Annotated in this window: 21 protein-coding genes and 1 riboswitch; of the genes, 6 read left to right on the forward strand and 15 right to left on the reverse strand. The window is 69.9% G+C overall.

Translation table 11 applies throughout. The features are described 5' to 3' along the window. Positions 1-188: 188 nt before the first annotated feature. Positions 189-1,274, forward strand: a complete 1,086-nt coding sequence (gene cyc1, locus V4Y04_RS24990) for an epi-isozizaene synthase (protein WP_332430555.1) — start codon at positions 189-191, stop codon at positions 1,272-1,274. Then, positions 1,271-2,641 carry a bifunctional albaflavenone monooxygenase/terpene synthase gene (locus V4Y04_RS24995; protein WP_332430556.1) on the forward strand — a complete coding sequence of 457 codons (1,371 nt, stop codon included), beginning with the start codon at positions 1,271-1,273 and terminating at the stop codon, positions 2,639-2,641. The genes cyc1 and V4Y04_RS24995 overlap by 4 nt, the downstream gene beginning before the upstream one ends. Before the next feature lie 19 nt (positions 2,642-2,660). Here the strand turns inward: V4Y04_RS24995 and V4Y04_RS25000 are convergent, their stop codons facing one another. Continuing rightward, the gene (locus V4Y04_RS25000) at positions 2,661-3,623 is read right to left on the reverse strand and encodes a helix-turn-helix domain-containing protein (protein ID WP_332430557.1); all 963 of its coding nucleotides are present in this window, start codon (positions 3,621-3,623) and stop codon (positions 2,661-2,663) included. A 94-nt stretch (positions 3,624-3,717) separates the two neighbouring features. On the opposite strand from V4Y04_RS25000, the gene V4Y04_RS25005 reads away from it, so the two are divergent. After that, a complete protein-coding gene (locus tag V4Y04_RS25005; protein ID WP_332430558.1) occupies positions 3,718-3,969 on the forward strand; it encodes a hypothetical protein in 252 nt (83 codons plus the stop codon). A gap of 174 nt (positions 3,970-4,143) precedes the next feature. On the opposite strand, the gene V4Y04_RS25010 is transcribed toward V4Y04_RS25005, so the two are convergent. The 7 genes from V4Y04_RS25010 to nagB form a co-directional block, all read right to left on the reverse strand. Further along, positions 4,144-5,163: a ribonucleotide-diphosphate reductase subunit beta gene (locus V4Y04_RS25010; RefSeq protein WP_332430559.1), complete on the reverse strand. Its 1,020-nt coding sequence runs from the start codon at positions 5,161-5,163 to the stop codon at positions 4,144-4,146. Then, entirely contained in the window at positions 5,163-7,637 is a 2,475-nt protein-coding gene (locus tag V4Y04_RS25015; RefSeq protein ID WP_332430560.1) for a ribonucleoside-diphosphate reductase subunit alpha, read from the reverse strand. Before V4Y04_RS25015 ends, V4Y04_RS25010 begins: the two co-directional genes overlap by 1 nt. Before the next feature lie 125 nt (positions 7,638-7,762). Then, positions 7,763-7,902, reverse strand: a riboswitch (cobalamin riboswitch). 77 nt (positions 7,903-7,979) lie between these two features. After that, positions 7,980-8,558, reverse strand: a complete 579-nt coding sequence (locus V4Y04_RS25020; RefSeq protein ID WP_332430561.1) for a GNAT family N-acetyltransferase — start codon at positions 8,556-8,558, stop codon at positions 7,980-7,982. Positions 8,559-8,637: 79 nt separating this feature from the next. Further along, positions 8,638-10,296 carry a monocarboxylate uptake permease MctP gene (gene mctP / locus V4Y04_RS25025; protein WP_332430562.1) on the reverse strand — a complete coding sequence of 553 codons (1,659 nt, stop codon included), beginning with the start codon at positions 10,294-10,296 and terminating at the stop codon, positions 8,638-8,640. Then, on the reverse strand, positions 10,293-10,559 hold the full coding sequence (locus V4Y04_RS25030) for a DUF3311 domain-containing protein (RefSeq protein WP_332430563.1): 267 nt from the start codon (positions 10,557-10,559) through the stop codon (positions 10,293-10,295). Before V4Y04_RS25030 ends, mctP begins: the two co-directional genes overlap by 4 nt. Positions 10,560-10,829: 270 nt before the next feature. Then, positions 10,830-11,594 (reverse strand): GntR family transcriptional regulator, encoded by a 765-nt coding sequence (locus V4Y04_RS25035; RefSeq protein ID WP_332430564.1) that lies wholly within the window; start codon positions 11,592-11,594, stop codon positions 10,830-10,832. A 223-nt stretch (positions 11,595-11,817) separates the two neighbouring features. Further along, positions 11,818-12,603, reverse strand: a complete 786-nt coding sequence (gene nagB / locus V4Y04_RS25040) for a glucosamine-6-phosphate deaminase (RefSeq protein ID WP_332430565.1) — start codon at positions 12,601-12,603, stop codon at positions 11,818-11,820. 662 nt (positions 12,604-13,265) lie between these two features. On the opposite strand from nagB, the gene V4Y04_RS25045 reads away from it, so the two are divergent. Beyond that, a complete protein-coding gene (locus V4Y04_RS25045) occupies positions 13,266-14,732 on the forward strand; it encodes a sensor histidine kinase (RefSeq protein WP_332432992.1) in 1,467 nt (488 codons plus the stop codon). A gap of 266 nt (positions 14,733-14,998) precedes the next feature. On the opposite strand, the gene V4Y04_RS25050 is transcribed toward V4Y04_RS25045, so the two are convergent. Beyond that, the gene (locus V4Y04_RS25050) at positions 14,999-15,256 is read right to left on the reverse strand and encodes a WhiB family transcriptional regulator (RefSeq protein ID WP_030219886.1); all 258 of its coding nucleotides are present in this window, start codon (positions 15,254-15,256) and stop codon (positions 14,999-15,001) included. Positions 15,257-15,575: 319 nt separating this feature from the next. Further along, entirely contained in the window at positions 15,576-16,544 is a 969-nt protein-coding gene (locus V4Y04_RS25055; protein ID WP_332430567.1) for a diacylglycerol/lipid kinase family protein, read from the reverse strand. Positions 16,545-16,760: 216 nt separating this feature from the next. Between V4Y04_RS25055 and V4Y04_RS25060 the strand changes: the two genes are divergently transcribed. After that, the gene (locus tag V4Y04_RS25060) at positions 16,761-17,204 is read left to right on the forward strand and encodes a hypothetical protein (protein WP_332430569.1); all 444 of its coding nucleotides are present in this window, start codon (positions 16,761-16,763) and stop codon (positions 17,202-17,204) included. A gap of 49 nt (positions 17,205-17,253) precedes the next feature. Here V4Y04_RS25060 and V4Y04_RS25065 read toward each other — a convergent pair whose 3' ends face one another. The 5 genes from V4Y04_RS25065 to V4Y04_RS25085 all read right to left on the reverse strand — a co-directional run bounded on the left by V4Y04_RS25065 (position 17,254) and on the right by V4Y04_RS25085 (position 21,586). Continuing rightward, positions 17,254-18,381, reverse strand: a complete 1,128-nt coding sequence (locus tag V4Y04_RS25065) for an RNA polymerase sigma factor SigF (RefSeq protein WP_332430570.1) — start codon at positions 18,379-18,381, stop codon at positions 17,254-17,256. A 17-nt stretch (positions 18,382-18,398) separates the two neighbouring features. Next, positions 18,399-18,812: an anti-sigma regulatory factor gene (locus V4Y04_RS25070; RefSeq protein WP_332430571.1), complete on the reverse strand. Its 414-nt coding sequence runs from the start codon at positions 18,810-18,812 to the stop codon at positions 18,399-18,401. Between the two features lie 300 nt (positions 18,813-19,112). Continuing rightward, positions 19,113-20,084, reverse strand: a complete 972-nt coding sequence (locus tag V4Y04_RS25075; protein ID WP_443080203.1) for a 1-aminocyclopropane-1-carboxylate deaminase/D-cysteine desulfhydrase — start codon at positions 20,082-20,084, stop codon at positions 19,113-19,115. 160 nt (positions 20,085-20,244) lie between these two features. Continuing rightward, positions 20,245-20,718 (reverse strand): DUF6010 family protein, encoded by a 474-nt coding sequence (locus V4Y04_RS25080; protein WP_332430573.1) that lies wholly within the window; start codon positions 20,716-20,718, stop codon positions 20,245-20,247. Positions 20,719-21,007: 289 nt separating this feature from the next. Continuing rightward, on the reverse strand, positions 21,008-21,586 hold the full coding sequence (locus V4Y04_RS25085; protein WP_332432993.1) for an N-acetylmuramoyl-L-alanine amidase: 579 nt from the start codon (positions 21,584-21,586) through the stop codon (positions 21,008-21,010). A gap of 308 nt (positions 21,587-21,894) precedes the next feature. On the opposite strand from V4Y04_RS25085, the gene V4Y04_RS25090 reads away from it, so the two are divergent. Then, the gene (locus V4Y04_RS25090; RefSeq protein ID WP_332430574.1) at positions 21,895-23,301 is read left to right on the forward strand and encodes a family 2B encapsulin nanocompartment shell protein; all 1,407 of its coding nucleotides are present in this window, start codon (positions 21,895-21,897) and stop codon (positions 23,299-23,301) included. Positions 23,302-23,379: the final 78 nt, after the last annotated feature.

Below are 23,379 nucleotides of genomic sequence, written 5' to 3' on the forward strand. Positions count from 1 at the left end.
ACGGGCCGCCCGTGCGAAACCGGACACGCAAGGGGAGGTTCTCGGCGTCGCGGGGTAGTGAAAGAGGCAAACGCGTTCCCAGGAGGGTCAGTTGTAGTGCTGAATGGAGGGGTGGGAATACGCACGGGCGCGCGCCCGGTACGAGGGGAAGAGGCGCACGCCGACTGGCGGCTGAGAGGGGATTGTTCGTGCATGCTTTGTCACACGGCACCACATCGAAACCGACCACCATCGCAGTTCCACCGGCGCTGTCTCTTCCGGTGATCGAGGCGGCGTTTCCCCGGCAACTCCATCCGTATTGGCCGAAGCTCCAGGAGGAAACCCGTGCGTGGCTGCTCGAAAAGCGGCTCATGCCGGCGGACAAGGTGGAGGAATATGCCGATGGACTGTGCTACACGGACCTCATGGCGGGCTACTACACGGGTGCCGCCGACGAGGTCCTCCAGGCGATAGCGGACTACAGCGCGTGGTTCTTCGCCTGGGACGACCGGCACGACCGCGACATCGTGCACGGCCGCTCCGACGCCTGGCGGCGGCTGAAGGGCCACCTGCACACGGCCCTCGACGGTCCCACGGACCACCTGCGTCACAAGGATGCACTCGTGGCCGGGTTCGCGGACAGTGTGCGGCGGCTGTACTCGTTCCTTCCGGACACGTGGAACGCCCGGTTCGCCCGGCACTTCCACACGGTGATCGAGGCGTACGACCGGGAATTCCGCAATCGCACGGAGGGAATCGTCCCCACCGTCGAGGAGTATCTGGAACTGCGCCGGCTCACCTTCGCGCACTGGATCTGGACCGATCTCCTGGAGCCGAGCGCGGGTTGTGAACTTCCGGACTCCGTCAGGAAGAACCCGTCCTACCGGAAGGCGGCCCTGTTGAGTCAGGAATTCGCCGCCTGGTACAACGACCTCTGCTCGCTCCCGAAGGAATTGGCGGGCAACGAGGTGCACAATCTCGGAATCAGTCTCATCGTCCACGAAGGGCTGACCCTCGAAGAGGCGGTCGTCGATGTGAGGCACCGCGTCGAAAAATGCATCACCGAATTCATCGGCGCAGAACAGGAAGCCTTACGATTCGCCGACGGTCTCGACGACGGCACGGTAGGAGGAAAGGAACGGGGTGCGGCCGTGCGGGCCTGCCTCGGAAACATGCGGAACTGGTTCAGTTCCGTCTACTGGTTCCACCACGAATCCGGCCGGTACATGGTCGACAGCTGGGACGACCGGTCCACGCCCCCGTACGTCAACAACGAAGCGGCAGGTGAGAAATGACCGTCGAGTCGGTGGAACCCGGAGCGTCCGCGGCGACCGCGCTGCGCGAGCCGCCCTTGGCCGGCGGAGGTGTCCCCCTCCTCGGCCACGGCGTGAAGCTGGTGCGCGATCCGCTGGCCTTCATGGCCCAACTGCGCGATCACGGCGACGTCGTGCGTATCAAGCTCGGACCGAAGACGGTGTACGCCGTCACCACCCCCGCCCTCACCGGGGCGGTGGCGCTGAGCCCCGACTACATCATCGCCGGGCCGCTGTGGGAGTCCCTGGAGGACCTGCTCGGCGAGGAGGGCGTCGCCACCGCCAACGGCCCGCTGCACCGGCGTCAGCGCCGCACCATCCAGCCCGCGTTCCGGCTCGATGCGATCCCCGCGTACGGGCCGATCATGGCGGAGGAGTCGTACGCGCTGGTGGAGCGCTGGCGCTCCGGCGAGGTACTGGACGTCACGGCGGAGTCCTTCCGCGTGGCCGTCCGGATCGCTGCCCGCTGCCTGATGCGCGGCAGCTACATGGACGCCCGGACCGAGCGTATCTGCACCGACCTCGCCACGCTGTTCAGCGGTATGTACCAGCGCATGGTGATGCCGCTCGGACCGCTTTATAAGGTGCCGCTTCCGGCCAACCGCGAATTCAACCGGGCGCTGGCCGATCTGCACGTCCTGGTCGACGAGATCGTCGCCGACCGACGGGCAAGCGGTCAAAAACCGGACGATTTGCTGACGGCTTTGCTTGAGGCGAAGGACGAGAATGGAGAGTCCATAGGGGAACAGGAGATCCACGATCAGGTCATCGCCATCCTCACCCCTGGCAGCGAAACCATCGGCGCTACCGTCATGTCGCTCCTCCTGGTTCTCACCGAGCACCCGGAACTCGGCGACAAGATCCGCGACGAGGTGAAAACCGTCGTCGGTGACAGCCCCGTCGCATTCGAGGACGTCCGAAAGCTGACGTACACCGCGAATGTCGTCACCGAGACCCTGCGGCTGTATCCGGCCGTATGGATATTGACGCGCCGGGCGGTGGCCGACACGGAACTCGGCGGATACCGCATTCCCCGGGGGGCGGACCTCATCTACAGTCCGTACGCCATCCAGCGCGATGGGCGTTCGTACGAGCGGAACGAGGAGTTCGACCCGGACCGCTGGCTTCCGGAGCGGGCCAAGGATGTGCCCAGGTACGCGATGAGCCCGTTCAGCATGGGCAACCGGAAATGCCCCAGTGACCACTTCTCGATGGCCGAGCTCACGCTCATCACCGCGGCGGTCGCCTCCGCCTACCGGTTCGAGCACGCGCCCGGTTCCGACACCCGGCCCCGGATCGGCATCACCCTCAGGCCGCGCCGGCTGATGCTGCGGGCGCTGCCCCGCTGACCGGCCGCGCGGCGCACGTTCAGGCGGCTTCCGGGCCCCTGAACGTGCGCCGGTAGGCGTGCGGGGTCGTCCCCACGGCACGTACGAAGTGGTGGCGCAGCGCCGCCGCGTTGCCGAATCCCGTACGGCCCGCGACCGCGTCCACCGTCTCGTCGGTCCCCTCCAGCAGACGCTGGGCGAGCAGCACCCGCTGGCGCAGGATCCAGCGGTACGGCGTGGTGCCGGTCTCCTGCTGGAAGCGGCGGGCGAAGGTGCGCGGGGACATGTGGGCGCGGGCCGCGAGCTGCTCGACGGTCACCTCCTCGTCGAGGTGCCGCTCCATCCACACCAGCACCTCGGACACGGTGTCGCCGCCGGGCGGCGGCAGCGGGCGCTCGATGTACTGGGCCTGGCCCCCGTCGCGGTGCGGGGGTACCACCATGCGCCGGGCGATCCGGTTGGCGACCTCGGGGCCCTGCTCCTTGCGCACCAGATGCAGACAGGCGTCGATCCCGGCGGCGGTGCCCGCGGAGGTGATCACCGGGTCCTCGTCGACGTAGAGCACATCCGGTTCGACGGTCAGGTGGGGATACCTCCTGGTCAGCGCGTCCGCGTGCCGCCAGTGGGCGGCGGCGCGCCGGCCGTCGAGGAGGCCGGCGGCGGCGAGGACGAACACGCCGGAGCAGACGCTGAGCACCCTGGCCCCGCGGTCCACGCCCCGGCGCAGCGCGTCCAGCAGCTCGGGAGGGAAGTCCCGCGTCTCGTAGCACGACCCGGCGGGCACGGCGATGAGGTCCGCAGCCTCCAGCCGGTCCAGGCCGTGCTCGACCTGGATCGAGAAGCCCGTGTTGCTGCGCAGTGAGGGGCCTTCGGCGGAGGCGACCGCGAAGTCGTAGACGGGCAGGCCGTCGTCGCTGCGGTCGATGCCGAAGACCTCGCAGACGACGCCGAGTTCGAAGGGGTTCACACTGTCGAGCAGGACGGCGGCAACATTGCGGAGCATGGCTCCAGTGTGCCCCGGTGCTGGCAGTAAATCGAGGGTGCGCGGCAGTCCTGCCACTGTTCGGTAAGGAGTGTCCGGCGCGACAGTGGTGTCCATGGAGACGACACACGTGGAAGCGCTGATCGGAATGCTGACCGTTCTCGGACTGCTCGTCCTGATGGTCCTCCCCGCCGCCATCGGCATCGCGCACGAGCGGAGGATCGACCGACAGCTGAAGCGGGCCGGGACCGGCCACGCCGCAGCCGAGGGGCGCCACGCCCCCGCGGGGCCGTCCCGGCCGGAGCGGATCCCGGGGCCCTGCCCCGCGCGGAGTGCCACCCCGCACCGCACCGCACGCGCGGCGTGAGGTACGGGAACCGGCGGGGCCGCACCCGGCGGCCGGCCCGGGGAGAAGAGACCTCCCGGGCCGGACCGGGTTTAGAGCCAATGCCGCTGACTTAACGGCACGCGCAAGCCTTTGACCTGCGGTGATGTCCTCACTGACGGGCTCTGGAAGACTGCAAAGTCACCGGCATTGGGTCTAGAACTCCTCGTCCAGGTCGACCGTGCCCTCCACGGCGACCTGGTACGCGGACGGACGCCGCTCGAAGAAGTTCGTCAGCTCCTGGACCCCCTGGAGCTCCATGAACGAGAACGGGTTGTCCGAGCCGTACACCGGGGCGAAGCCCAGCCGGGTGAGCCGCTGGTCGGCCACGCACTCCAGGTACTGCCGCATCGACTCGGTGTTCATGCCCGGCAGCCCGTCACCGCACAGGTCGCGCCCGAACTGCAGCTCCGCCTCGACCGCCTCGCGCAGCATGTCCGTCACCTGCTGCTGAAGCTCGTCGTCGAACAGGTCCGGCTCCTCCTTACGGACGGTGTCGACCACGTCGAAGGCGAAGGACATGTGCATCGTCTCGTCCCGGAACACCCAGTTGGTGCCGGTCGCGAGACCGTGCAGCAGGCCCCGGCTGCGGAACCAGTACACGTAGGCGAACGCCCCGTAGAAGAACAGGCCCTCGATGCACGCGGCGAAGCAGATCAGGTTGAGGAGGAAGCGGCGGCGGTCGGCCCGCGTCTCCAGCCGGTCGAGCTTCTCCACCGAGTCCATCCACCTGAAGCAGAACTCGGCCTTCTCCCGGATGGACGGGATGTTCTCCACCGCCGCGAACGCGGCCGTCCGGTCCTCCGGATCGGGCAGGTAGGTGTCCAGCAGGGTCAGATAGAACTGGACGTGCACCGCCTCCTCGAAGAGCTGCCGCGACAGGTACAGCCGCGCCTCCGGGGAGTTGATGTGCTTGTAGAGGGTGAGCACCAGGTTGTTGGCCACGATCGAGTCGCCGGTGGCGAAGAAGGCCACCAGACGGCCGATCAGGTGCTGTTCGGCGGGGCTCATCTTCGCGAGGTCGGTGACGTCCGAGTGGAGGTCGACCTCCTCCACGGTCCAGGTGTTCTTGATCGCGTCCCGGTAGCGCTCGTAGAAGTCGGGGTACCGCATGGGGCGCAGGGTGAGTTCGAAGCCCGGGTCGAGCAGGTTCCGGGTACGGGGTGCGGTGGTCATTACTGGCAGGCCTCGCAGGACTCGGGGTTCTCAAGGGAGCAGGCGACGGCTTCGGGGTCGGCGGCCGACTGCGGGGTGGGGACAGGGGTGGGGACGGGGCCGGTGGCGGCAGCGGTCTGCGCCTGGGCCGCGCGGGCGATGCGGGTCGCCGGCCGGGAGCGCAGGTAGTACGTGGTCTTCAGGCCCCGCTTCCAGGCGTAGGCGTACATCGAGGAGAGCTTGCCGATGGTCGGCGTCTCCATGAACAGGTTCAGCGACTGCGACTGGTCCAGGAACGGGGTGCGGTCGGCGGCCATGTCGATCAGGGCGCGCTGCGGTACCTCCCACGCGGTGCGGTACAGGCCGCGCACCTCCTCGGGGATCCAGGTGAAGTCCTGCACCGAGCCGCCCGCCTCGCGCAGCGCCTCGCGGGTCCGCGCGTCCCACACGCCCAGCCGCTTCAGGTCGTTCACCAGATACGAGTTGACCTGGAGGAACTCGCCGGACAGCGTCTCGCGCTTGAACAGGTTGGACACCTGCGGCTCGATGCACTCGTACACGCCGGCGATGGACGCGATGGTGGCGGTCGGCGCGATCGCCAGCAGCAGCGAGTTGCGCATGCCGACGGAGGCGATACGTTCGCGCAGCGCCGCCCAGCGCTCGGGCCAGACGAGTTCGGTGTCGTAGTGGTCGGGGTGCAGCACGCCCCGGGCGGCGCGCGTCAGCTCCCAGGCCGGCAGGGGGCCGACGGGAGTCCCCGCTGCTCCGGAGCCCGCCCCGGAGTCCGCCTCGGAGTCCGTCGCGGGCGTTCGGGGGCGCGCGGCGAGGTCGGCGGAGGTCTCGTACGCGGCGAGCATGACGCGCTCGGCGATCCGGGTGGAGAGCCGCCGGGCCCCGGGGGAGTCGAAGGGCAGGCGCAGGGCGAAGAAGACGTCCTGGAGGCCCATCACCCCCAGCCCCACCGGGCGCCAGCGCGCGTTGGAACGGCCCGCCTGCTCGGTCGGGTAGAAGTTGATGTCCACGACCCGGTCGAGGAAGGTGACGGCCGTGCGCACGGTCTCGTCCAGCCGCTCCCAGTCCAGGTCACCGGCCGCCGGGTCGACGAGCGCGCCGAGGTTGACCGAGCCCAGGTTGCACACCGCTGTCTCCCCGTCGCTGGTGACCTCGAGGATCTCCGTGCACAGGTTGGAGGAGTGGACGACGTGGCCGGGCTCGGCGGTCTGGTTGGCGGTGCGGTTGGCGGCGTCCTTGAACGTCATCCAGCCGTTGCCGGTCTGGGCGAGGGTCCGCATCATGCGCCCGTACAGTTCCCGGGCGGGGATCGTCTTGCGCGCCAGGCCCGCGGCCTCGGCGGCCCGGTAGGCCGCGTCGAACTCCTCGCCCCACAGGTCGACCAGGTCCGGGACGTCGGACGGGGAGAACAGAGACCAGACGGCGTCGGTGTCGACCCGGCGCATGAACTCGTCCGGCACCCAGTGCGCGAGGTTCAGGTTGTGCGTACGGCGGGCGTCCTCACCGGTGTTGTCACGCAGCTCCAGGAACTCCTCGATGTCCGAGTGCCAGGTCTCCAGGTAGACCGCCGCCGCGCCCTTGCGCCGGCCGCCCTGGTTCACGGCGGCGACGGAGGCGTCCAGGGTCTTCAGGAACGGGACGATGCCGTTGGAGTGCCCGTTGGTGCCGCGGATCAGCGAGCCCCGGGAGCGGATGCGGGAGTAGGCCAGGCCGATGCCGCCGGCGTGCTTGGAGAGGCGGGCCACCTGGTGGTAGCGGTCGTAGAGGGAGTCCAGCTCGTCCTTGGGGGAGTCGAGGAGGTAGCAGGAGGACATCTGGGGGTGCCGGGTACCGGAGTTGAACAGGGTGGGGGAGGAGGGCAGGTACTCCAGGCGGCTCATCAGGCCGTACAGCGCGGCGACCTCGTCCACCGAGCGGGGGGTGCCGTCCTCGGCGAGACCGGCGGCGACCCGCAGCAGGAAGTGCTGCGGCGCCTCGAGGACCTTGCGGGTGACCGGATGCCGCAGCAGATAGCGGCTGTACAGGGTGCGCAGCCCGAAGTAGCCGAAGCGGTCGTCCGCGCGGGGGTCGATCAGCGCGTCCAGACGGTCCGGGTGCAGCCGGACGAACTCGGCGGTCCGGTCCGCGATGAGGCCCTCGCGGTGCCCGGCGGCGATCGACGAGGTGAACGACGTGACACCCTGCGAGGCGGCCTCGGCGTGGAGGCCGAGGGTCAGCAGCCGGGCGGCGAGCCGGGAGTAGACGGGGTCCTCGGAGATGAGCCCGGCCGCCGCCTCGGTGGCCAGCTCCCGCAGTTCGGCCTCGTCCGCACGGGCGGACCGGCCGCGCAGCGCGGCGGCGGCGACCCGGCCGGGGTCGGCGGCGGGGAGGTCGGCGGTCAGCCCGGTCAGGGTCCGCAGCAGCGCGGCACCGGGGCCGTCGTTCGCGTCGCTCATGTCGGTCACGGCGACCGCTGAAGCAGGATCGGCTGGCGCGATGGTCACGTGGGGCTCTCCCTCGCTCGGCACGGGGCCTCGGCGAGGGCAGGGGGCAGCACACGGGCACGCGAACGGGCCTCGCGTCCACCGGCCCATTCCGCGAGGCCCGGACGTCAGACACCCGGGCCGGACGGCCGGGCGCACTGTCGGCAGGTCCTCGGACTGAAGCCCGTGCGGGCACGCGGAAAACGCGAACACGCACAAGTACACCGTTGCGGGACAGTTCCGGATTCGCACCGGATTCCCCTGCGGCGACAGCGAGCATGAGCATACATCTTGTGCCGGGTGCTTTCGGCATGCCCATATCTTGTGTCTCGGTGGGTGCTGCGGCGTAGAGTCGGCGTGGTGTCAGAGCGTCAGCTCGTAGGTGAGCAGCGTGATGTCGTCCAGATGCGGAACAGGGTTCCGGTGCCGCCCGGGAGAGCGGACGAAACCGAGACGCTCGTAGACGCGGTGGGCCGCACGCATCGTCCGCCGGGTCGGCAGCACGATCCGTACGCACCCCTCCGTGGCCCGTGCCCGGTCGGCACAGGCGCGGACGAGCGCCTCCCCGACACCCCGGCGCCGGGCGGCGCGGGTGACCGCGAGCATCCGGATCTCCGCCTCGCCGGGTCCGGCGATGTCGGCCGTCGGCCCGCCGCGCGGTACGAGCGTCACCCCGACCGGCACTCTCCGCGCGTCGTTCGCCTCCGCTGTGCCGTCCGCCTCCGCCGCCGTGCCGTCCGCCGCCCGGTAAAGCGACCCGGTCCCCTCCACGGCGACCGGTACCTCGGCGGCCGCGGCCCGCCCGGCGACGTTCCTGAGCTCACTGAGGTACGCGTCGCTCTCCCCGAAGTCGAGCAGCCCGTCGCGCAGGTAGGCCTGCGCGGTGATCTCACCGAGCTCCTCGGACTCGTACGGCTCCACCGGCCGGATGACGATGTCCACGGGGCGAGTGTGCCCCACGGGTACGGCCACGGGCCGCCGGACGTCTCCGGCGGCCCGTTGCCGTACCCCACGTACCGCGTCAGTGCTTGCCGTCGGTGGTGGTGTCGGCCGCGTCGGTGGTGTCGGCCGTGTCCAGGGGCAGTTCGGTGCTGACGCCCGGATCGCCCGCGTCCGCCGTGTAGTCCTGCGGCCGGGTCTCGTCGATGCCCTCGGGCGCCTTGACGGCCTTCAGGACGAAGGTCAGGCCGATCGTGACCAGGGCGTTGAGCACGAAGGCGGTGAGGCCGATGTAGCCGATCTCGCCGATGCCCGGGATCTCGTCCGACGAACCGCCGAAGTGCTTCTGCGTCGGCGAGGCCACCCCGTACGCCGCGACCGTGCCGTAGACCATGCCGACCGCCCAGCCCGCGAGCAGCGCCCAGCGGTGGAACCAGCGGGTGAACAGGCCGCCCACCAGGGCGGGGAAGGTCTGCAGGATCCAGATGCCGCCAAGGAGCTGGAAGTTGATGGCGACCGTCTTGTCCATGGTGAGGACGAAGGCCAGCGCGCCGACCTTCACGAGCAGCGAGACCACCTTGGAGACCTTGGTCTCCTGCGCGGGTGTCGCGTCGGGCTTGATGAAGTCCTTGTAGATGTTGCGGGTGAACAGGTTCGCGGCCGCGATCGACATGATCGCCGCGGGCACCAGCGCCCCGATGCCGATGGCGGCGAAGGCCACGCCGGCGAACCAGGCCGGGAACATGTTCTCGAACAACTGCGGGATCGCCAGCTGCCCGTTGCTGACCTCGACCCCGGCCGCGATCGCCATGAAGCCGAGCAGTGCCAGCAGACCCAGCATCAGCGAGTACAGCGGCAGGAGCGTGGTGTTGCGGCGGATCACCTCACGGCTGCGCGAGGACAGCGTCGCGGTGATCGAGTGCGGGTACATGAACAGCGCGAGCGCCGAACCCAACGCCAGCGTGGCGTAGGTCCATTGCCCCGCCTCACCCGGGACCAGCGAACCGCGCGGCGCGCCCGTGGCCGGGTTGGTCTCGCTGTACGCCTCGCTCGCCCTGGCGAAGATGTCGTCGAAGCCGCCCAGCTTGATCGGGATGTAGATGATCGCCACCGCGATGACGAGGTAGATCAGCGTGTCCTTCACGAACGCGATCAGCGCGGGGGCCCGCAGGCCCGACGAGTACGTGTACGCCGCCAGCACACCGAAGGCGATCAGCAGCGGCAGGTCCTTGACGAACCAGTTGGTGTCCTCGCCGCCGCCGACGCCCATCACGTCCAGCACGGCCTGGATACCGACCAGCTGGAGCGCGATGTACGGCATCGTCGCCAGGATGCCGGTGACCGCCACCGCCAGCGACAGCCCCTTCGAGCCGAACCGGCCGCGCACGAAGTCGGACGTCGTCACATAGCCGTGCTTGTGCGACACCGACCACAGTCGGGGCAGGAAGGTGAAGATCAGCGGGTAGACGAGGATGGTGTACGGCACGGCGAAGAAGCCCGCCGCGCCCGCCGCGTAGATCGCCGCCGGTACGGCCACGAAGGTGTACGCGGTGTACAGGTCGCCGCCGAGCAGGAACCAGGTGACCCAGGTACCGAACGACCGTCCGCCCAGGCCCCATTCGTCGAGGCTGTGCTCGTTCGCCGCCTTGCGCCAGCGAGCGGCCAGAAAACCCATCGCCGTGACGAGGACGAAGAAGAAGATGAAGACGGCGAGGGCCACGCCGTTCACGCCGTCGTTCATCGCCGCGCACCGCCCTTCGCCGCCGCGCGGGCCCGCTGGTCACGCTGCCACAGCTTGTACGCGATCGCTGTCAGCGTGGCGGAGATCGGCACCCACAGCATCTGGTACCAGTAGAAGAACGGGATGCCGATGAAGGCGGGGTCGGTCTTCGCGTACGAGCCGACCCACAGCATGGCCACGAACGGTGCTAAAAGACAGACGCCGATGACGACGCGCGTGGGCGTCACCACCGGACCTCTGCTGGAATCTGGGGCTTGCGACATCGAACGACTCCGTCCCCTCGCTGATCGCCTGCGCTGCGCAAGGCGCAGGAAATCTAGGTCAGCGCCGGAGCAGGGCGGAACCCCTCGTGGGGATTGCGTACTTAAACTCCACGGAAGGCTGACCCGAGAGCGGTGGATTCTCCATCAACCGTCCGGCTTGTGCTGTTCCGCCCACGACCCGCCACCGCCTCCCCGGGCGCTCCGGGCTGCGGGGGCCGGCTGCGGGAACCGGCGGTGAGGTCCGGCGGTGGGTGGGGTCCGGCTTCGGGATCAGTCCTGCGGGCGCTTCAGCCGGGCCACGAACTTGTACCGGTCGCCCCGGTACACCGAGCGCACCCATTCCACCGGCTGCCCGGCCCGGTCCAGCGAGTGGCGGGAGAGCATCAGCATCGGCAGCCCCACATCGGTGCCGAGCAGGCCGGCCTCGCGCGGGGTGGCCAGGGAGGTCTCGATGGTCTCCTCGGCCTCCGCCAGATGGACGTCGTACACCTCGGCGAGCGCGGTGTAGAGGGAGGTGTACTTGACCAGGCTGCGGCGCAGCGCCGGGAAGCGCTTCGCGCTGAGATGGGTGGTCTCGATGGCCATCGGCTCGCCGTTCGCCATGCGCAGCCGTTCGATGCGCAGCACCCGCCCGCCGGCGGTGATGTCGAGCAGTGAGGCGAGCCCGTCGTCGGCGGTGATGTAGCCGACGTCCAGCAGTTGCGAGGTGGGTTCCAGACCTTGCGCCCGCATGTCCTCGGTGTACGAGGTGAGTTGCAGCGCCTGCGAGACCTTGGGCTTGGCGACGAAGGTGCCCTTGCCCTGGATGCGCTCCAGACGCCCCTCGACCACCAGCTCCTGGAGCGCCTGGCGCACGGTGGTGCGCGAGGTGTCGAACTCCGCCGCCAGGGTGCGCTCGGGCGGGACCGGGGTACCGGGGGGAGCCGTCTCCGTCATATCGAGCAGATGCTTCTTCAACCGGTAGTACTTGGGCACGCGCGCCGTACGGACCGTGGCCACGCCCTCGTTCTCCGTACTGCTGACGTCGGTGCTCATGCTCTGCCTTCCCGGCTCCGAGTGCCGAACGGCCGACACACCGTCGGCCCCGGCCCACATCGTGGCACGACCGCGGCCGGGGATGTTCCCCCGTACGCTCCGTGATCCCCTCTGTATACAGCCGAGCCGGGGGTTGGTCTAGTCCACAGTGGCCGCCCGGGGCGTGGCGGCCACGGGCGGCCCGGAACCGGGGAGCGGAGCGAGGAGTGCGCGGGGCCTCCGGTCAGATCCCCTGCCAGTCCGGCTTGCCGGCGTAGGTGTACCGGAAGTAGTCCGCGAACTTGAGCTTGGACGCGGCGGCCTCGTCGACGACGACCGTGGCGTGCGGGTGCAACTGCAGCGCGGACGCCGGGCACACCGCGGCCAGCGGACCCTCGACGGTCGCGGCGACCGCCTCCGCCTTGCCCTCACCGGTGGCGAGCAGGACCAGGTGGCGGGCCTCCAGGATGGTGCCGATGCCCTGGGTGATGACATGGTGCGGGACCTGGTCGACGTCGCCGCCGAAGAAGCGCGCGTTGTCCACCCGGGTCTGCTCGGTCAGCGTCTTGATCCGGGTGCGCGAGACGAGCGAGGAGCACGGCTCGTTGAACCCGATGTGCCCGTCCGTCCCGATGCCGAGCAGCTGCAGGTCGACGCCGCCGGCCTCGGCCAGCGCCCTGTCGTACGCCTCGCACGCGGCCCGTACGTCCTCGGACGTGCCGTCGGGGCCCATGAAGGCGTCCATGCCGATGCCGAGCGGCTCCAGGACCTCGCGCCGGAGCACCGAGCGGTAGGACTCCGGGTGGTCGGCGGGCAGTCCCACGTACTCGTCGAGCTGGGCGATCCTCGCCCGGGAGGTGTCCACAGCGCCGGAGCGCACCTGGGCCGTCAGTGCCTCGTAGACGGGCAGGGGCGTCGAGCCGGTGGCCACGCCGAGCAGGGCGTCGGGGGTGTGCCGCAGGAGATCCGCCATGGCCCCGGCGATGAGTGCGCCGCCGGCCTTGGCGTCCGGAACGATGACAACTTCCACGCTGAGCCTGCCGTTCTGGGAGGGGACTTGTCTGGGGCGGGCCCCGTAGGGGAGCGGGGCAGCCGTGTGGTTTAGACCAATTTCAATCTAACAGAGCGGAGAGTCCGCTCCCGGGCGAAGGCGGCGGCGTTTCCCGCGGGAGTCCGCTCCCGGCCCCCTCCCGGCCCCCTCCCGGCGTCCCGGTGCGGGGCGGTCGCGGCCCGCCGACCGGAATGACCATACGATCCCGTTCCCCGGCGCACGCTTGCGGGATAGGGTGCGTGGCGTGTGCCCGCTCACCCCTTGCCCCGCTCACTCGTTGTCCCGATGGTCGCGTGAGCATGCGATCACATGATCGCACGATCGCGTGATCGCGAAAAAAGACAACAATGAACAGTCTCCGACACGTGGACACGGGTAGTGGTCTAGTCCACAATGCGTAACAGTGCAGCGCACGCAAGCCTGCCTTCCCCGCACAGGAAGGCGGACCGAGGACCCGGAGCTCTCTGCCCTGACTGCCCCGGATCCTCATCCCTCGGCCGAACGGGACCGCACACCCCGCGGCCGATGTCGCTCCGGGCTGCGGTGCCGGGAGGGCTGAGGGTCCCTCTCAGGCGCCGCGGCCCGCGGGTGCTTCCGGGGTAGGGTGCGACGTCCCGGGTACGCTCGCTGACGTGCCCTCCATGAACGAACTCGTACACCAGCACACCGCTCTCGACGAATCCGATCTCGAGTGGCTCCATCTGCTGGTCTCGGAGTGGCAGCTGCTCTCCGACCTCTCCTTCGCCGACCTGGTCCTGTGGGTCCCCACCCGTGACGGCACCCGCTATGTCTCCGTCGCCCAGATGCGGCCCAACACCGGCCCGACCTCGTACCAGGACGACATGGTCGGCCATCTCGTCCCGCGCGGTCGCCGCCCCATGCTGGACGCGGCCCTGGACGAGGGGCGGATCGTGCGCGAGGGCGATCCGGAGTGGCGCGAGGAGGTGCCGGTACGCGTCGAGTCCATTCCCGTACGGCGGGAGGGCCGCGTACTCGGGGTCATCGCGCGCAACACCAACCTGCTCACCGTGCGTACTCCCAGCCGGCTGGAGCTCACCTACCTTCAGAGCGCCTCCGACCTCGCGCAGATGATCGCGGCCGGTACCTTCCCGATCGCGAACCAGCAGCTCGACATGGACGCGCTGCCCCGTGTGGGGGACGGACTGATCCGGCTCGACGCCGAGGGGGTCGTCCAGTACGCCTCCCCGAACGCCCTGTCCGCCTACCACCGGATGGGTCTGGCGGCCGACCTGGTCGGCCACCATCTCGGCCGGACCACCGCCGAACTGGCGCCTTCCCGCGGGCCGGTGGACGAGGCGCTGGAGAAGGTCGCCAGCGGCTGGGCGCCGCGCGAGTTCGAGATCGAGGCGCCCGGCGGGGTGATCCAGTTCCGGGCGATCCCGCTCAAGCCGAAGGGAACCCGCATCGGTTCGCTGGTCCTGCTCCGGGACGTCACCGAACTTCGCCGCCGCGAACGGGAATTGATCACCAAGGACGCGACCATCCGGGAGATCCACCACCGGGTGAAGAACAACCTTCAGACGGTGGCGGCACTGTTGCGCCTCCAGGCCCGGCGGATCGGCTCCGAGCGCGGCCGCGCGGCGCTGGAGGAGGCGGTGCGCCGGGTCGGTTCCATCGCGATCGTGCACGAGACGCTCTCCCAGAACCTGGACGAGCGGGTGGAGTTCGACGAGATCGCCGACCGTGTCCTGGCGATGGTCGCCGAGATCTCACCGGGCAAGGTCACCGGCCGACGCACCGGCCGCTTCGGCATACTCGACGCGGAGGTCGCCACCCCGCTGTCGATGGTGCTGACGGAGGTCCTGCAGAACGCCCTGGAGCACGGCTTCCGCGAGGGCGACACCGGCACGGTCGAGGTGACCGCGGTTCGCGGCGGCACCACCAGGGAGGCTCGTCTGCTGGTCACCGTCCAGGACGACGGCGTCGGCCTGCCCGAGGACTTCGACCCGCACACCGCCGGCAACCTGGGGCTGCACATTGTACGGACCTTGGTCGAGGGTGAGCTGGGCGGCACTTTCGACATGGTGCCGGCCCCGGACGGGGGCGCGCGGGTGATCCTGGACGTGCCGGTGGCCATGGACAAGTAACGAAGAGTGACGGGCGCCAGTGACGTGGAGCGGCGAGGCGGGCCGCGGGCACGGGTGGGTGACGTGGGTCCGTGATGTCGGCGAGCAGCGAAGAGCCCCGGACGGTTACCCGTCCGGGGCTCTTGCTTGACTGATGGGTTCCCCTCCGGCTCGAGATGAGCCGGGACTCGGGGAGCACCGGGGAACTGCGTGCTGCGGCTCGGGGGCGGGAGATGCGTACGCGCTGTACGCGCCGCCAAGCTCAGGCTGTCAGCAGGGGTGGGTTGTCAGGCGGAGGCCTGACGGGCCCGGTTGCGGGCGGCGCGGCGCTTCATTGCGCGGCGCTCGTCCTCGCTGAGACCACCCCAGACGCCGGAGTCCTGACCGGACTCGAGTGCCCACTGAAGGCAGCTCTCGATCACCGGACAGCGACGGCAGACGGCCTTGGCTTCCTCGATCTGCAGCAGCGCAGGACCGGTGTTGCCGATGGGGAAGAAGAGCTCGGGGTCTTCCTCGCGGCAAACGGCGTTGTGACGCCAGTCCATGGCTGCTACCTCTCCTTGGTATGAACTACATGTGGCTTGTGAATGTGAACGCTTTCACGAATCCCTCAACAAGTGAAGGGCCGAACGCCAGGTTCCCTGGCGTGGTCCTTGGGATTGGAGAGGGGTTCCGGTGATCTGTGGAGGCCGGTGTTGCGGGCCGTCCCGATCGCCATGTAGAGACTCGCAAACCTCGGCGGCGGATACAACCCCTTCCGGAAAGTTTTTTTTGATTCATCGGTGTCGACTAGGTCACAGCCGTACTTCCATGGGGTGGATCCTGGCCTAAACGTTCGAGTGAAAGGACTTTAGCGTTTTCCGCTCACACAATCACACGCAGTGCGCGGCGAACGCCTGTGAACGTCACGCTGGTTCGCAGTCCGAGGTGGTCACCGTCCATCTGGAGGGGCAGTGGCACCTTCGAATGCAAGGTGAACTGGGTCAGATCGTGCCTCGCGGTCACATGTCTGCCCCGGGGTCCGCGCTCGGGGGACGAAGTGAGCAACTGGGTGCCATACCGGGCAAGGGCGGAGGCGGACAGCCGCTTCAGACCGAAGATGTCGAGGCCGGTATCGAACGAGGCCTTAGGTGACGCGTAGATCGGGCGATTGCCGAGAAACGTCCACGGGGAAGCGTTCGAAACTATGGAGAGCGCCAGATCCCTGACCGGGTCCTCGCCCGGCTGCTCGAGCGTTATCACGCCGTGCAGGCGGTGCGGCTCACCGATCAGCTGACGCGCGACCTGGCGCATGTACAGAGCGTGAGTGGACTTCTTGCCGCGCTCCCGGTGCTGTTCCACCCGGCCGACCACCCCGGCGTCGAAGCCCAGCCCCGCGTTGAAGGTGAACCAACGGGGTGGCACGCCTTCGTCGTCCGTTCCCGGTGTGCCCGACGTCAGGCCCAGGCCGACGGTGCGTTCGCGGCCCTCGCGCAGGGCGTCCAGCAGGGCACCGGTGGCCTCCACGGGGTGGTTGGGCAGGTCCAGAGCGCGGGCGAAGACATTGGTGGAGCCGCCGGGGACCACGGCGAGACCGGGCAGGTGCTCCGGGTCGGGGCCGGCGTGCAGCAGGCCGTTGACGACCTCGTTGACCGTGCCGTCGCCACCGAGAGCCACCACCAGGTCGATGTCGTCGCTCTCCGCCGCCTGCCGGCCCAGGTCGCGCGCGTGGCCGCGGTACTCGGTGGTGACCGCCTCCAGCTTCATCTCGCTGGCGAGGGCGTGGATCAGCACATCGCGCGTGCGCGCACTTGTGGTGGTTGCCGCCGGATTGACCACGAGAAGTGCACGCATGCGTTGCAGAGTACCTACTGAGTGGTACCGGGGCCCAGGCCGAGGTGAGGTCGGGAGCGGGGACAGGGCGGACCCGGAGACGCGATCAGCGACGGGTCCGGGACGAACCAGGACAGGGCCGGGGGGACCGGAGGCGGAGTCAGGGGCGGCGCACGGACGGAGGAGGGGCGTGAACCTCGGCACAGGGGCGCGCGAGGCGAGGGCTACCCTTCAGGGGTGAGCAGCGAGCAGACCCCCACCACCGCCCCGGCCCCCGCCGGCCCCCGCCCGCGCCGCCTGACGTACGCCGCGGGGCTCGCCGCCCTGGAAGGGCTGGCTCTGCTGATCGGCGGGGTCTGGATGCTGGTCTTCGGGCTCACGGGAGAACCGGACGGCCGGCAGCAGGCCGTCACCGGCGGAGTGACGCTCGCGGCCCTCGCCCTGCTGCCGCTGCTCGCCGCGCGCGGGCTGCTCGGCCGCCGCGGCTGGAGCCGCGGCCCGGCCGTCATCACCCAACTCCTGGCCCTGCCGGTGGCCTACAACCTGCTGCAGTCCGACAGCGTGGCCATCCCGGCGGGGATCGTGCTCGCGGTGGTGGCCGTCACGGCCCTGGTCCTGCTGCTGAATCCCGAGACGACCCGGGCCCTCGGTATCCGGGGACCCGGGAACGCCGAGAAGTAACGCCCCACGACCCGGGGCACGGTCCACGGCCCGGGCCGCCTTTCGGGACTCACTCCTCCACGAGCAGCTTCTCCCGCAACTGGGCCAGTGTGCGGGCCAGCAGCCGGGAGACGTGCATCTGGGAGATGCCCACCTCCTGGGCGATCTGCGACTGGGTCATGTTGCCGAAGAAGCGCAGCAGCAGAATCCGCTTCTCGCGCGGAGGCAGGTCCTCGAGCAGCGGCTTCAGCGACTCGCGGTACTCCACCCCCTCCAGCGCCTCGTCCTCCGAGCCCAGGGTGTCCGCGACCGCCGGGGACTCGTCGTCGGTGTCGGGAACGTCCAGGGACAGCGTGGAGTACGCGTTGGCGGACTCCAGGCCTTCCAGGACCTCCTCCTCGGAGATCGCCAGCTTCTCGGCGAGTTCGTGGACCGTGGGGGAGCGGCCGTGCTGCTGCGAGAGCTCGGCCGTCGCCGTCGTCAGCGCCAGCCGCAGCTCCTGCAGCCTGCGGGGGACGCGCACCGCCCAGCCCTTGTCGCGGAAGTGCCGTTTGATCTCGCCGACGACCGTCGGGGTCGCGTACGTCGAGAACTCCACGCCACGGTCCGGGTCGAAGCGGTCGACCGACTTGATCAGGCCGATGGTGGCGACCTGGGTGAGGTCGTCCAGCGGCTCCCCGCGGTTGCGGAAGCGGCGCGCGAGATGCTCGACGAGCGGCAGATGCATGCGGACCAGCCGGTTGCGCAGCTCCGCGTACTCCGCAGTGCCGTCCTGCAGCGTGCGCAGCTCGAGGAACAAGGCACGCGCCCCGCTGCGGTCCTGCGGGTCGCGCTGCGCGCCGTGCGTGCCCGGGGAGTCCGGCGTGCGCCGGGCGCCCTGTGCGCCCGGCGCACGCGGCACCTCGCCCTCGGCGTGTCGCTCGTGCTCGTTCATCGTCCCGCCCGTCGTCCTTCCCCGAGCGCTCGCCTCGTCCCCCGCCGCAGGCTCCGCACGCGCCCGGTCTCTCCCGTGGCCGGGGGAGGCACCGGGCCTGCTCCGCGCGGCGGCGTCGTGCTGCCCGCCGTCCGGAGCACCGGCCACCGCGGAGTCGTCCTCCGGATGCGGCCGGGCCTGTTCCGGGATGGCGTCGATGCCGTCGATGCCATCCGGAATCCGCTCGGCCGGCAGCTCGCGCGTGCCGCGTTCTTCGTCCCGCACCGGCCCGTCCTCGTTCCTCACGCCGGCCCGGGTCCCGCGCCGCGCTGTTTGTAGAGGCTGATCGAAACGGTTTTGTCCTCGTCCACGGCGGAGGAGACCTTGCCCGCGAGAGCGGACAGCACGGTCCACGCGAAGGTGTCACGCGCAGGGGCGTGGCCGTCCGTGGTGGGCGCCGAGACGGTGACCTCGAGCGAGTCGTCGACGAGGCGGAAGAAACAACTGAGCACCGAACCCGGCACGGCCTGCTGAAGCAGGATCGCGCAGGCCTCGTCGACCGCGATGCGCAGGTCCTCGATCTCGTCGAGGGTGAAGTCCAAACGGGCCGCGAGGCCGGCCGTGGCCGTACGCAGCACCGACAGGTAGGCACCCGCGGCCGGCAGCCGGACTTCCACGAAGTCCTGGGTCGCGGGCTCGCCTGCGATCTGGGACACCCTCACCTCCAAGGTGGTACAAGCGTTCAGGATCGGGGTCGCCCCCGGATAACGCGATACGTGGTTCAGCGGTGACGCTACCGCGCTCCGGATGGTCCTGTCCCCGGGACCCCGACCCGACGTGATTACCCATAGTAAATCTATGGATACGTTCCGTGGCTAGGGGTCTGCGGGCCCGAGTGGGAAGAGCGCGCCGGATTGACGTACCCAGACGTCAGACGGTCGAACCGTCCGGTACCGGAGTCCTCTCGGGGACACATCGGAAGACGTCCGGAAGCCCTTGCCCGCAGGCTCGCCCGCTCACGGAAAAGGGCGCCCGGTGACGACGGCCGCGACCGTGCTCCCGCGCGGGAACGCGTTTTCCTCCGCCAGGACGACAAGGGCGTAAAGCAACTTGGCGACATAGACACGTTCGACGGGTACGCCGTGACGGTGCTCGAAGTCAACGGCGAACGCGTCGAGTTCCGGGGTGGTCCGGGCGTAGCCGCCGAAGTGGAAGCGGTCGTCCAGGCTCCAGTCGCCGCGCGGACCGCCGAACGCCTCGGCCTGCAGTCCCCGTATCCCGGCGGCCAGGAAGCCGCCCTTGAGCACCGGAATGCCCAGCGCGCGCCCGTCCGGGCCGAGTCCGGAGGCCAGCCCGGCGAGCGTCCCGCCGGTGCCGCACGCCGTCGCGACCACGTCCGCCCGGCCGGCCAGTTCCTCCCCGAGTGCCTGGCAGCCGCGCACGGCGAGGGCGTTGCTGCCGCCCTCGGGGACGACGTACGCGTCCTCGGCGCCCGCCTCGCGCAGTACGGCCGCGAGGGTCGCCGGCGCGGTCTTGCCGCGGTAGGTCGCCCGGTCGACGAAGTGCAGCCGCATGCCGTCGGCCACGCACCGGGCCAGCGAGGCGTTGAGGGGGCGGCCGACGAGTTCCTCGCCGCGCACCACGCCGACCGTGGGCAGCCCCAGCAGCCGTCCGGCGGCGGCGGTGGCCCGCAGATGGTTGGAATAGGCGCCGCCGAAGGTGAGCACCGTCCGTCCGGCTGCCGCCGACAGGTTCGGTGCGAGTTTGCGCCACTTGTTCCCGATCAGTTCCGGGTGGATCAGATCGTCCCGCTTCAGTAGCAGCCGGACCCCGCGTCGCTCGAACCGTTCGTCCACGAGGTCCTGCACCGGCGAGGGCAGCCGGGGGCGCAGACCCGCGAGACCTCCGTGACCGGCGGGGGCGGCGAAGATCGCGGAGGCCGGGACGGCGGAGGCCGCGGGATCGGGGGAGGGACGGGTGTCCGGCATCGGGCCGGTGTCGGGATCGGGGGTGTCCGGGCTGGTCACGGGGTCATTGTCGCCCGGCGGGGGCGGTGGGTCGCCGAGCGGGTCGGACCGGGGAGCGAGCATGGCCGGATTTCGCCGTTGTCGACCCGGGTCCGGGCGAACGCGTGGCCGATGTGCGCCGTCAGCCCGGACTGCCGCTCGGGGCCGGCGTGCCGGTGTCAGGGGGCCCGGCGGGTGCGGATTCACCGGTGCCGGGGCGATGCCCGCGCCCTCGACGGCGGACGAGGCCGATCAGGGACGGGCCTCCCCCGAGGCACCACAGGGCGATCACCGGGTCGCAGATCGCGCAGCCCAGCGACGAGGTGTGGGCGAACGGGATGATGGGGTTGCCCTTGAGGTGGTGGACGACGTCCCACGCGGTGTGCAGCAGCCAGCCGATGCCGATGAACGTCCACGAGTCCAGGCCGCGGAACGCCATGTAGGTGATCAGCGCGGTGAAGGCGAACTCCCAGCCGCCCAGGCCGCCCCCGCTGAGGTAGGCGGCGCCCGCACCGGCGAGCATGACGGCGTTCAGGCGCCGCCGGTGCGGCTCGCGGACGAAGGACATCAGCAGTGCGTAGAGAACACCGATGACCACGGGGGCGACGTACTGCATGGCGGGGCCTTTGCCTGGGAGGACGTGGGACGACTCACCACGCTAGAAGCGTGTGCGCCGCGTCCCCAGGGGGCCGGGCGACAGTTTCCGACGGGTTGTCGCCGGTCCGGTCCCGGCCCTCCTCCTCCCGCACGCGTGTGGCCCGCGACGCCTTCTTCTTCGCCGTCGCCGCACCGCCCCTCCTCCCGCACGCGTGTGGCCCGCGGATGCCCGTGCCGCCCGCGCTTTCACACCACGGCCTCCTCTTCACACCACGGTCTCCTCCCGCCCGCGTGTGGGCCCGCGTGCGTCACTTGAGCCGGTCGCGGATCCGCTCCCGCATCGACGCCATCGTGAATCCGCGCGGGTCCACCTTTCCGGGCTGCCACTCCAGGTGCCCGATCACCGACCGCTCGTTCCAGCCGTGGCGGCGGCAGACCGCGGCGGCGGCTCTCTCGATTGCCTCCAACTGCGCCGCGGGCCAGGGATCCTTCCCGTCGCCCAGGTTCTCGCACTCGAAGCCGTAGAAGTACCGGTTGCCGTCGGTGTTCTGCTCGTTGTCCGCGGGCAGCCCCTTCTCCGCGATCACCGCGCGCAGGACGTCGTCGTCGCCCAGGCCGGCGTGGTTGGCGCGACCGTAGCCGACGAGGTGAACCCTGCCGTCCTTGGTGATGACGCCGTGGCACAGAGGCCCCGGCAGGCCCGAGTAGCCCTTGCGGCACAGGTCCACGGTCCGGGCACTGCCCTGGGTGACCGTGTGGTGGATCATCACGCCGTGCACCGGCCCCCAGGGACCCTTGTGATTGCGGTTGTGATCGCGCCAGTCGCCGACCTGGACGACCGTGAGACCCTCCGCCTTCAGAGTGCTCAGGAACGCGCTCGCGGACATGGGTGGGGCCATGAGCCGCGCCTCCTTCTCGCAGCGCGACGGCTACCGGTCGCAGCCGCCTCGTACCGGTGCTTGTACCTAAACGGAGCGAACGCAACCAATCGTTCGGTCCCTGTGCGAGCCGATCCGGACAATGTTCGGCCACGGGAGCGCCACTGAACGGAATCCCCATGAATGCCCACACAGGCGAAGATCCATTCCCGCTCATTCGGGTAATACCGCGGGCACGTTCCGTGAGGAAAGCTTTGTCGCGGAGACCGACGCCCGGCACGGATGGGCGCCGGTCACAACTGGGAGGGCAATTCTTTATGTCGGTAGGCGAAGAGGTCCGCACCGAGCAGACCCGGCAGCAGCAGAGCCTCGGCACGGCCGCGGCGCGGAACCTGGCCACCACCACCAAGTCCGTACCGCAGATGCAGGAGATCAGCTCGCGCTGGCTGCTGCGCATGCTGCCCTGGGCGGACGTGCAGGGCGGGACGTACCGGGTGAACCGTCGGTTGACGTACGCCGTCGGCGACGGACGCGTGACGTTCGTGAAGACCGGAGACCGCGTCGAGGTCATCCCGGCCGAGCTGGGCGAGCTGCCGGCCCTGCGGTCGTACGAGGACGAGGAGGTGCTCTCGGAGCTGGCCGCCCGCTGCCGGCAGCGGGAGATCGAGGCCGGCCAGGTGATCGCCCCGTTCGGCAGCCCGGCCGACGAAGTGTTCCTGCTGGCACACGGCCGGGTCGAGAAGGTGGGGACCGGCCCCTACGGCGACGACGAATCCCTCGGAGTCCTCGCCGACGGCGCCTACTTCGGCGACCAGGCGCTGCTGGACGAGGGCGCCATCTGGGAATACACCACCCGCACCCTGACCGCCTGCACCGTGCTCGTGCTGCCGCGTGACGCCGTCGAGCAGGTCGCCGAGCGGTCCGAGACCCTGCGCGGGCACCTCCAGCAGCAGCGCTCCATCCCCAGCCAACGCACCAACAAGTACGGCGAGAAGGAGATCGACCTCGCGGCCGACCACAGCGGAGAGCCGGACATCCCGCACACCTTCGTCGACTACGAGGCCCGGCCCCGCGAGTACGAACTGAGCGTCGCCCAGACCGTGCTGCGCATCCACTCACGCGTGGCCGACCTCTACAACCAGCCCATGAACCAGACGGAGCAGCAGATCAGGCTGACCGTCGAGGCGTTGAAGGAGCGCCAGGAGCACGAACTCGTCAACAACCGGAGTTTCGGCCTGCTGCACAACTGCGAGTACGACCAGCGGATCCAGCCGCACGACGGCGTACCCGCCCCCGACGACCTGGACGAACTGCTCAGCAGGCGGCGCGGCACCAAGCTGCTCCTCGCCCATCCGCGCGCGATCTCCGCCATCGGCCGCGAACTCAACAAACGGGGACTGGTCCCGGAGACCATCGACATGGCCGGCAACCGCATCCCCACCTGGCGGGGAGTGCCCATCTTCCCGTGCAACAAGATCCCGGTCACCGAAGAGCGTACGACCTCCATCATCGCCCTGCGCACCGGCGAGGAGGAGCAGGGCGTCATCGGCCTGCGGGCCTCCGGCATCCCCGACGAGATCGAGCCGAGCCTCTCCGTGCGGTTCATGGGCATCAACGAACAGGCCATCATCAAATACCTGGTCACGGCCTACTACTCGGCCGCGGTCCTGGTGCCGGACGCGCTCGGCGTCCTGGAGAACGTCGAGATCGGCCGCTGGCGGTGACCTCCAGGGATCTCTCGGCTCGCACGCCGTGTCCCCGCCCGTCCGGGCGGGGACACCCCGGGGGTACACGCGCGACGC

This window comes from Streptomyces sp. P9-A2 (assembly GCF_036634175.1).
GTDB classification, from domain to species: domain Bacteria; phylum Actinomycetota; class Actinomycetes; order Streptomycetales; family Streptomycetaceae; genus Streptomyces; species Streptomyces pratens.

Bases quoted from the DNA above. Each gene is read 5' to 3' on its own strand.
- V4Y04_RS24995 (WP_332430556.1), top strand. From the start codon at position 1,271: ATGACCGTCGAGTCGGTGGAACCCGGAGCGTCCGCGGCGACCGCGCTG.
- V4Y04_RS25000 (WP_332430557.1), bottom strand. From the start codon at position 3,623: ATGCTCCGCAATGTTGCCGCCGTCCTGCTCGACAGTGTGAACCCCTTC.
- V4Y04_RS25005 (WP_332430558.1), top strand. From the start codon at position 3,718: ATGGAGACGACACACGTGGAAGCGCTGATCGGAATGCTGACCGTTCTC.
- V4Y04_RS25010 (WP_332430559.1), bottom strand. From the start codon at position 5,163: ATGACCACCGCACCCCGTACCCGGAACCTGCTCGACCCGGGCTTCGAA.
- mctP (WP_332430562.1), bottom strand. From the start codon at position 10,296: ATGAACGACGGCGTGAACGGCGTGGCCCTCGCCGTCTTCATCTTCTTC.
- V4Y04_RS25030 (WP_332430563.1), bottom strand. From the start codon at position 10,559: ATGTCGCAAGCCCCAGATTCCAGCAGAGGTCCGGTGGTGACGCCCACG.
- V4Y04_RS25035 (WP_332430564.1), bottom strand. From the start codon at position 11,594: ATGAGCACCGACGTCAGCAGTACGGAGAACGAGGGCGTGGCCACGGTC.
- V4Y04_RS25045 (WP_332432992.1), top strand. From the start codon at position 13,266: ATGAACGAACTCGTACACCAGCACACCGCTCTCGACGAATCCGATCTC.
- V4Y04_RS25050 (WP_030219886.1), bottom strand. From the start codon at position 15,256: ATGGACTGGCGTCACAACGCCGTTTGCCGCGAGGAAGACCCCGAGCTC.
- V4Y04_RS25055 (WP_332430567.1), bottom strand. From the start codon at position 16,544: ATGCGTGCACTTCTCGTGGTCAATCCGGCGGCAACCACCACAAGTGCG.
- V4Y04_RS25075 (WP_443080203.1), bottom strand. From the start codon at position 20,084: ATGCCGGACACCCGTCCCTCCCCCGATCCCGCGGCCTCCGCCGTCCCG.
- V4Y04_RS25080 (WP_332430573.1), bottom strand. From the start codon at position 20,718: ATGCAGTACGTCGCCCCCGTGGTCATCGGTGTTCTCTACGCACTGCTG.
- V4Y04_RS25085 (WP_332432993.1), bottom strand. From the start codon at position 21,586: ATGTCCGCGAGCGCGTTCCTGAGCACTCTGAAGGCGGAGGGTCTCACG.
- V4Y04_RS25090 (WP_332430574.1), top strand. From the start codon at position 21,895: ATGTCGGTAGGCGAAGAGGTCCGCACCGAGCAGACCCGGCAGCAGCAG.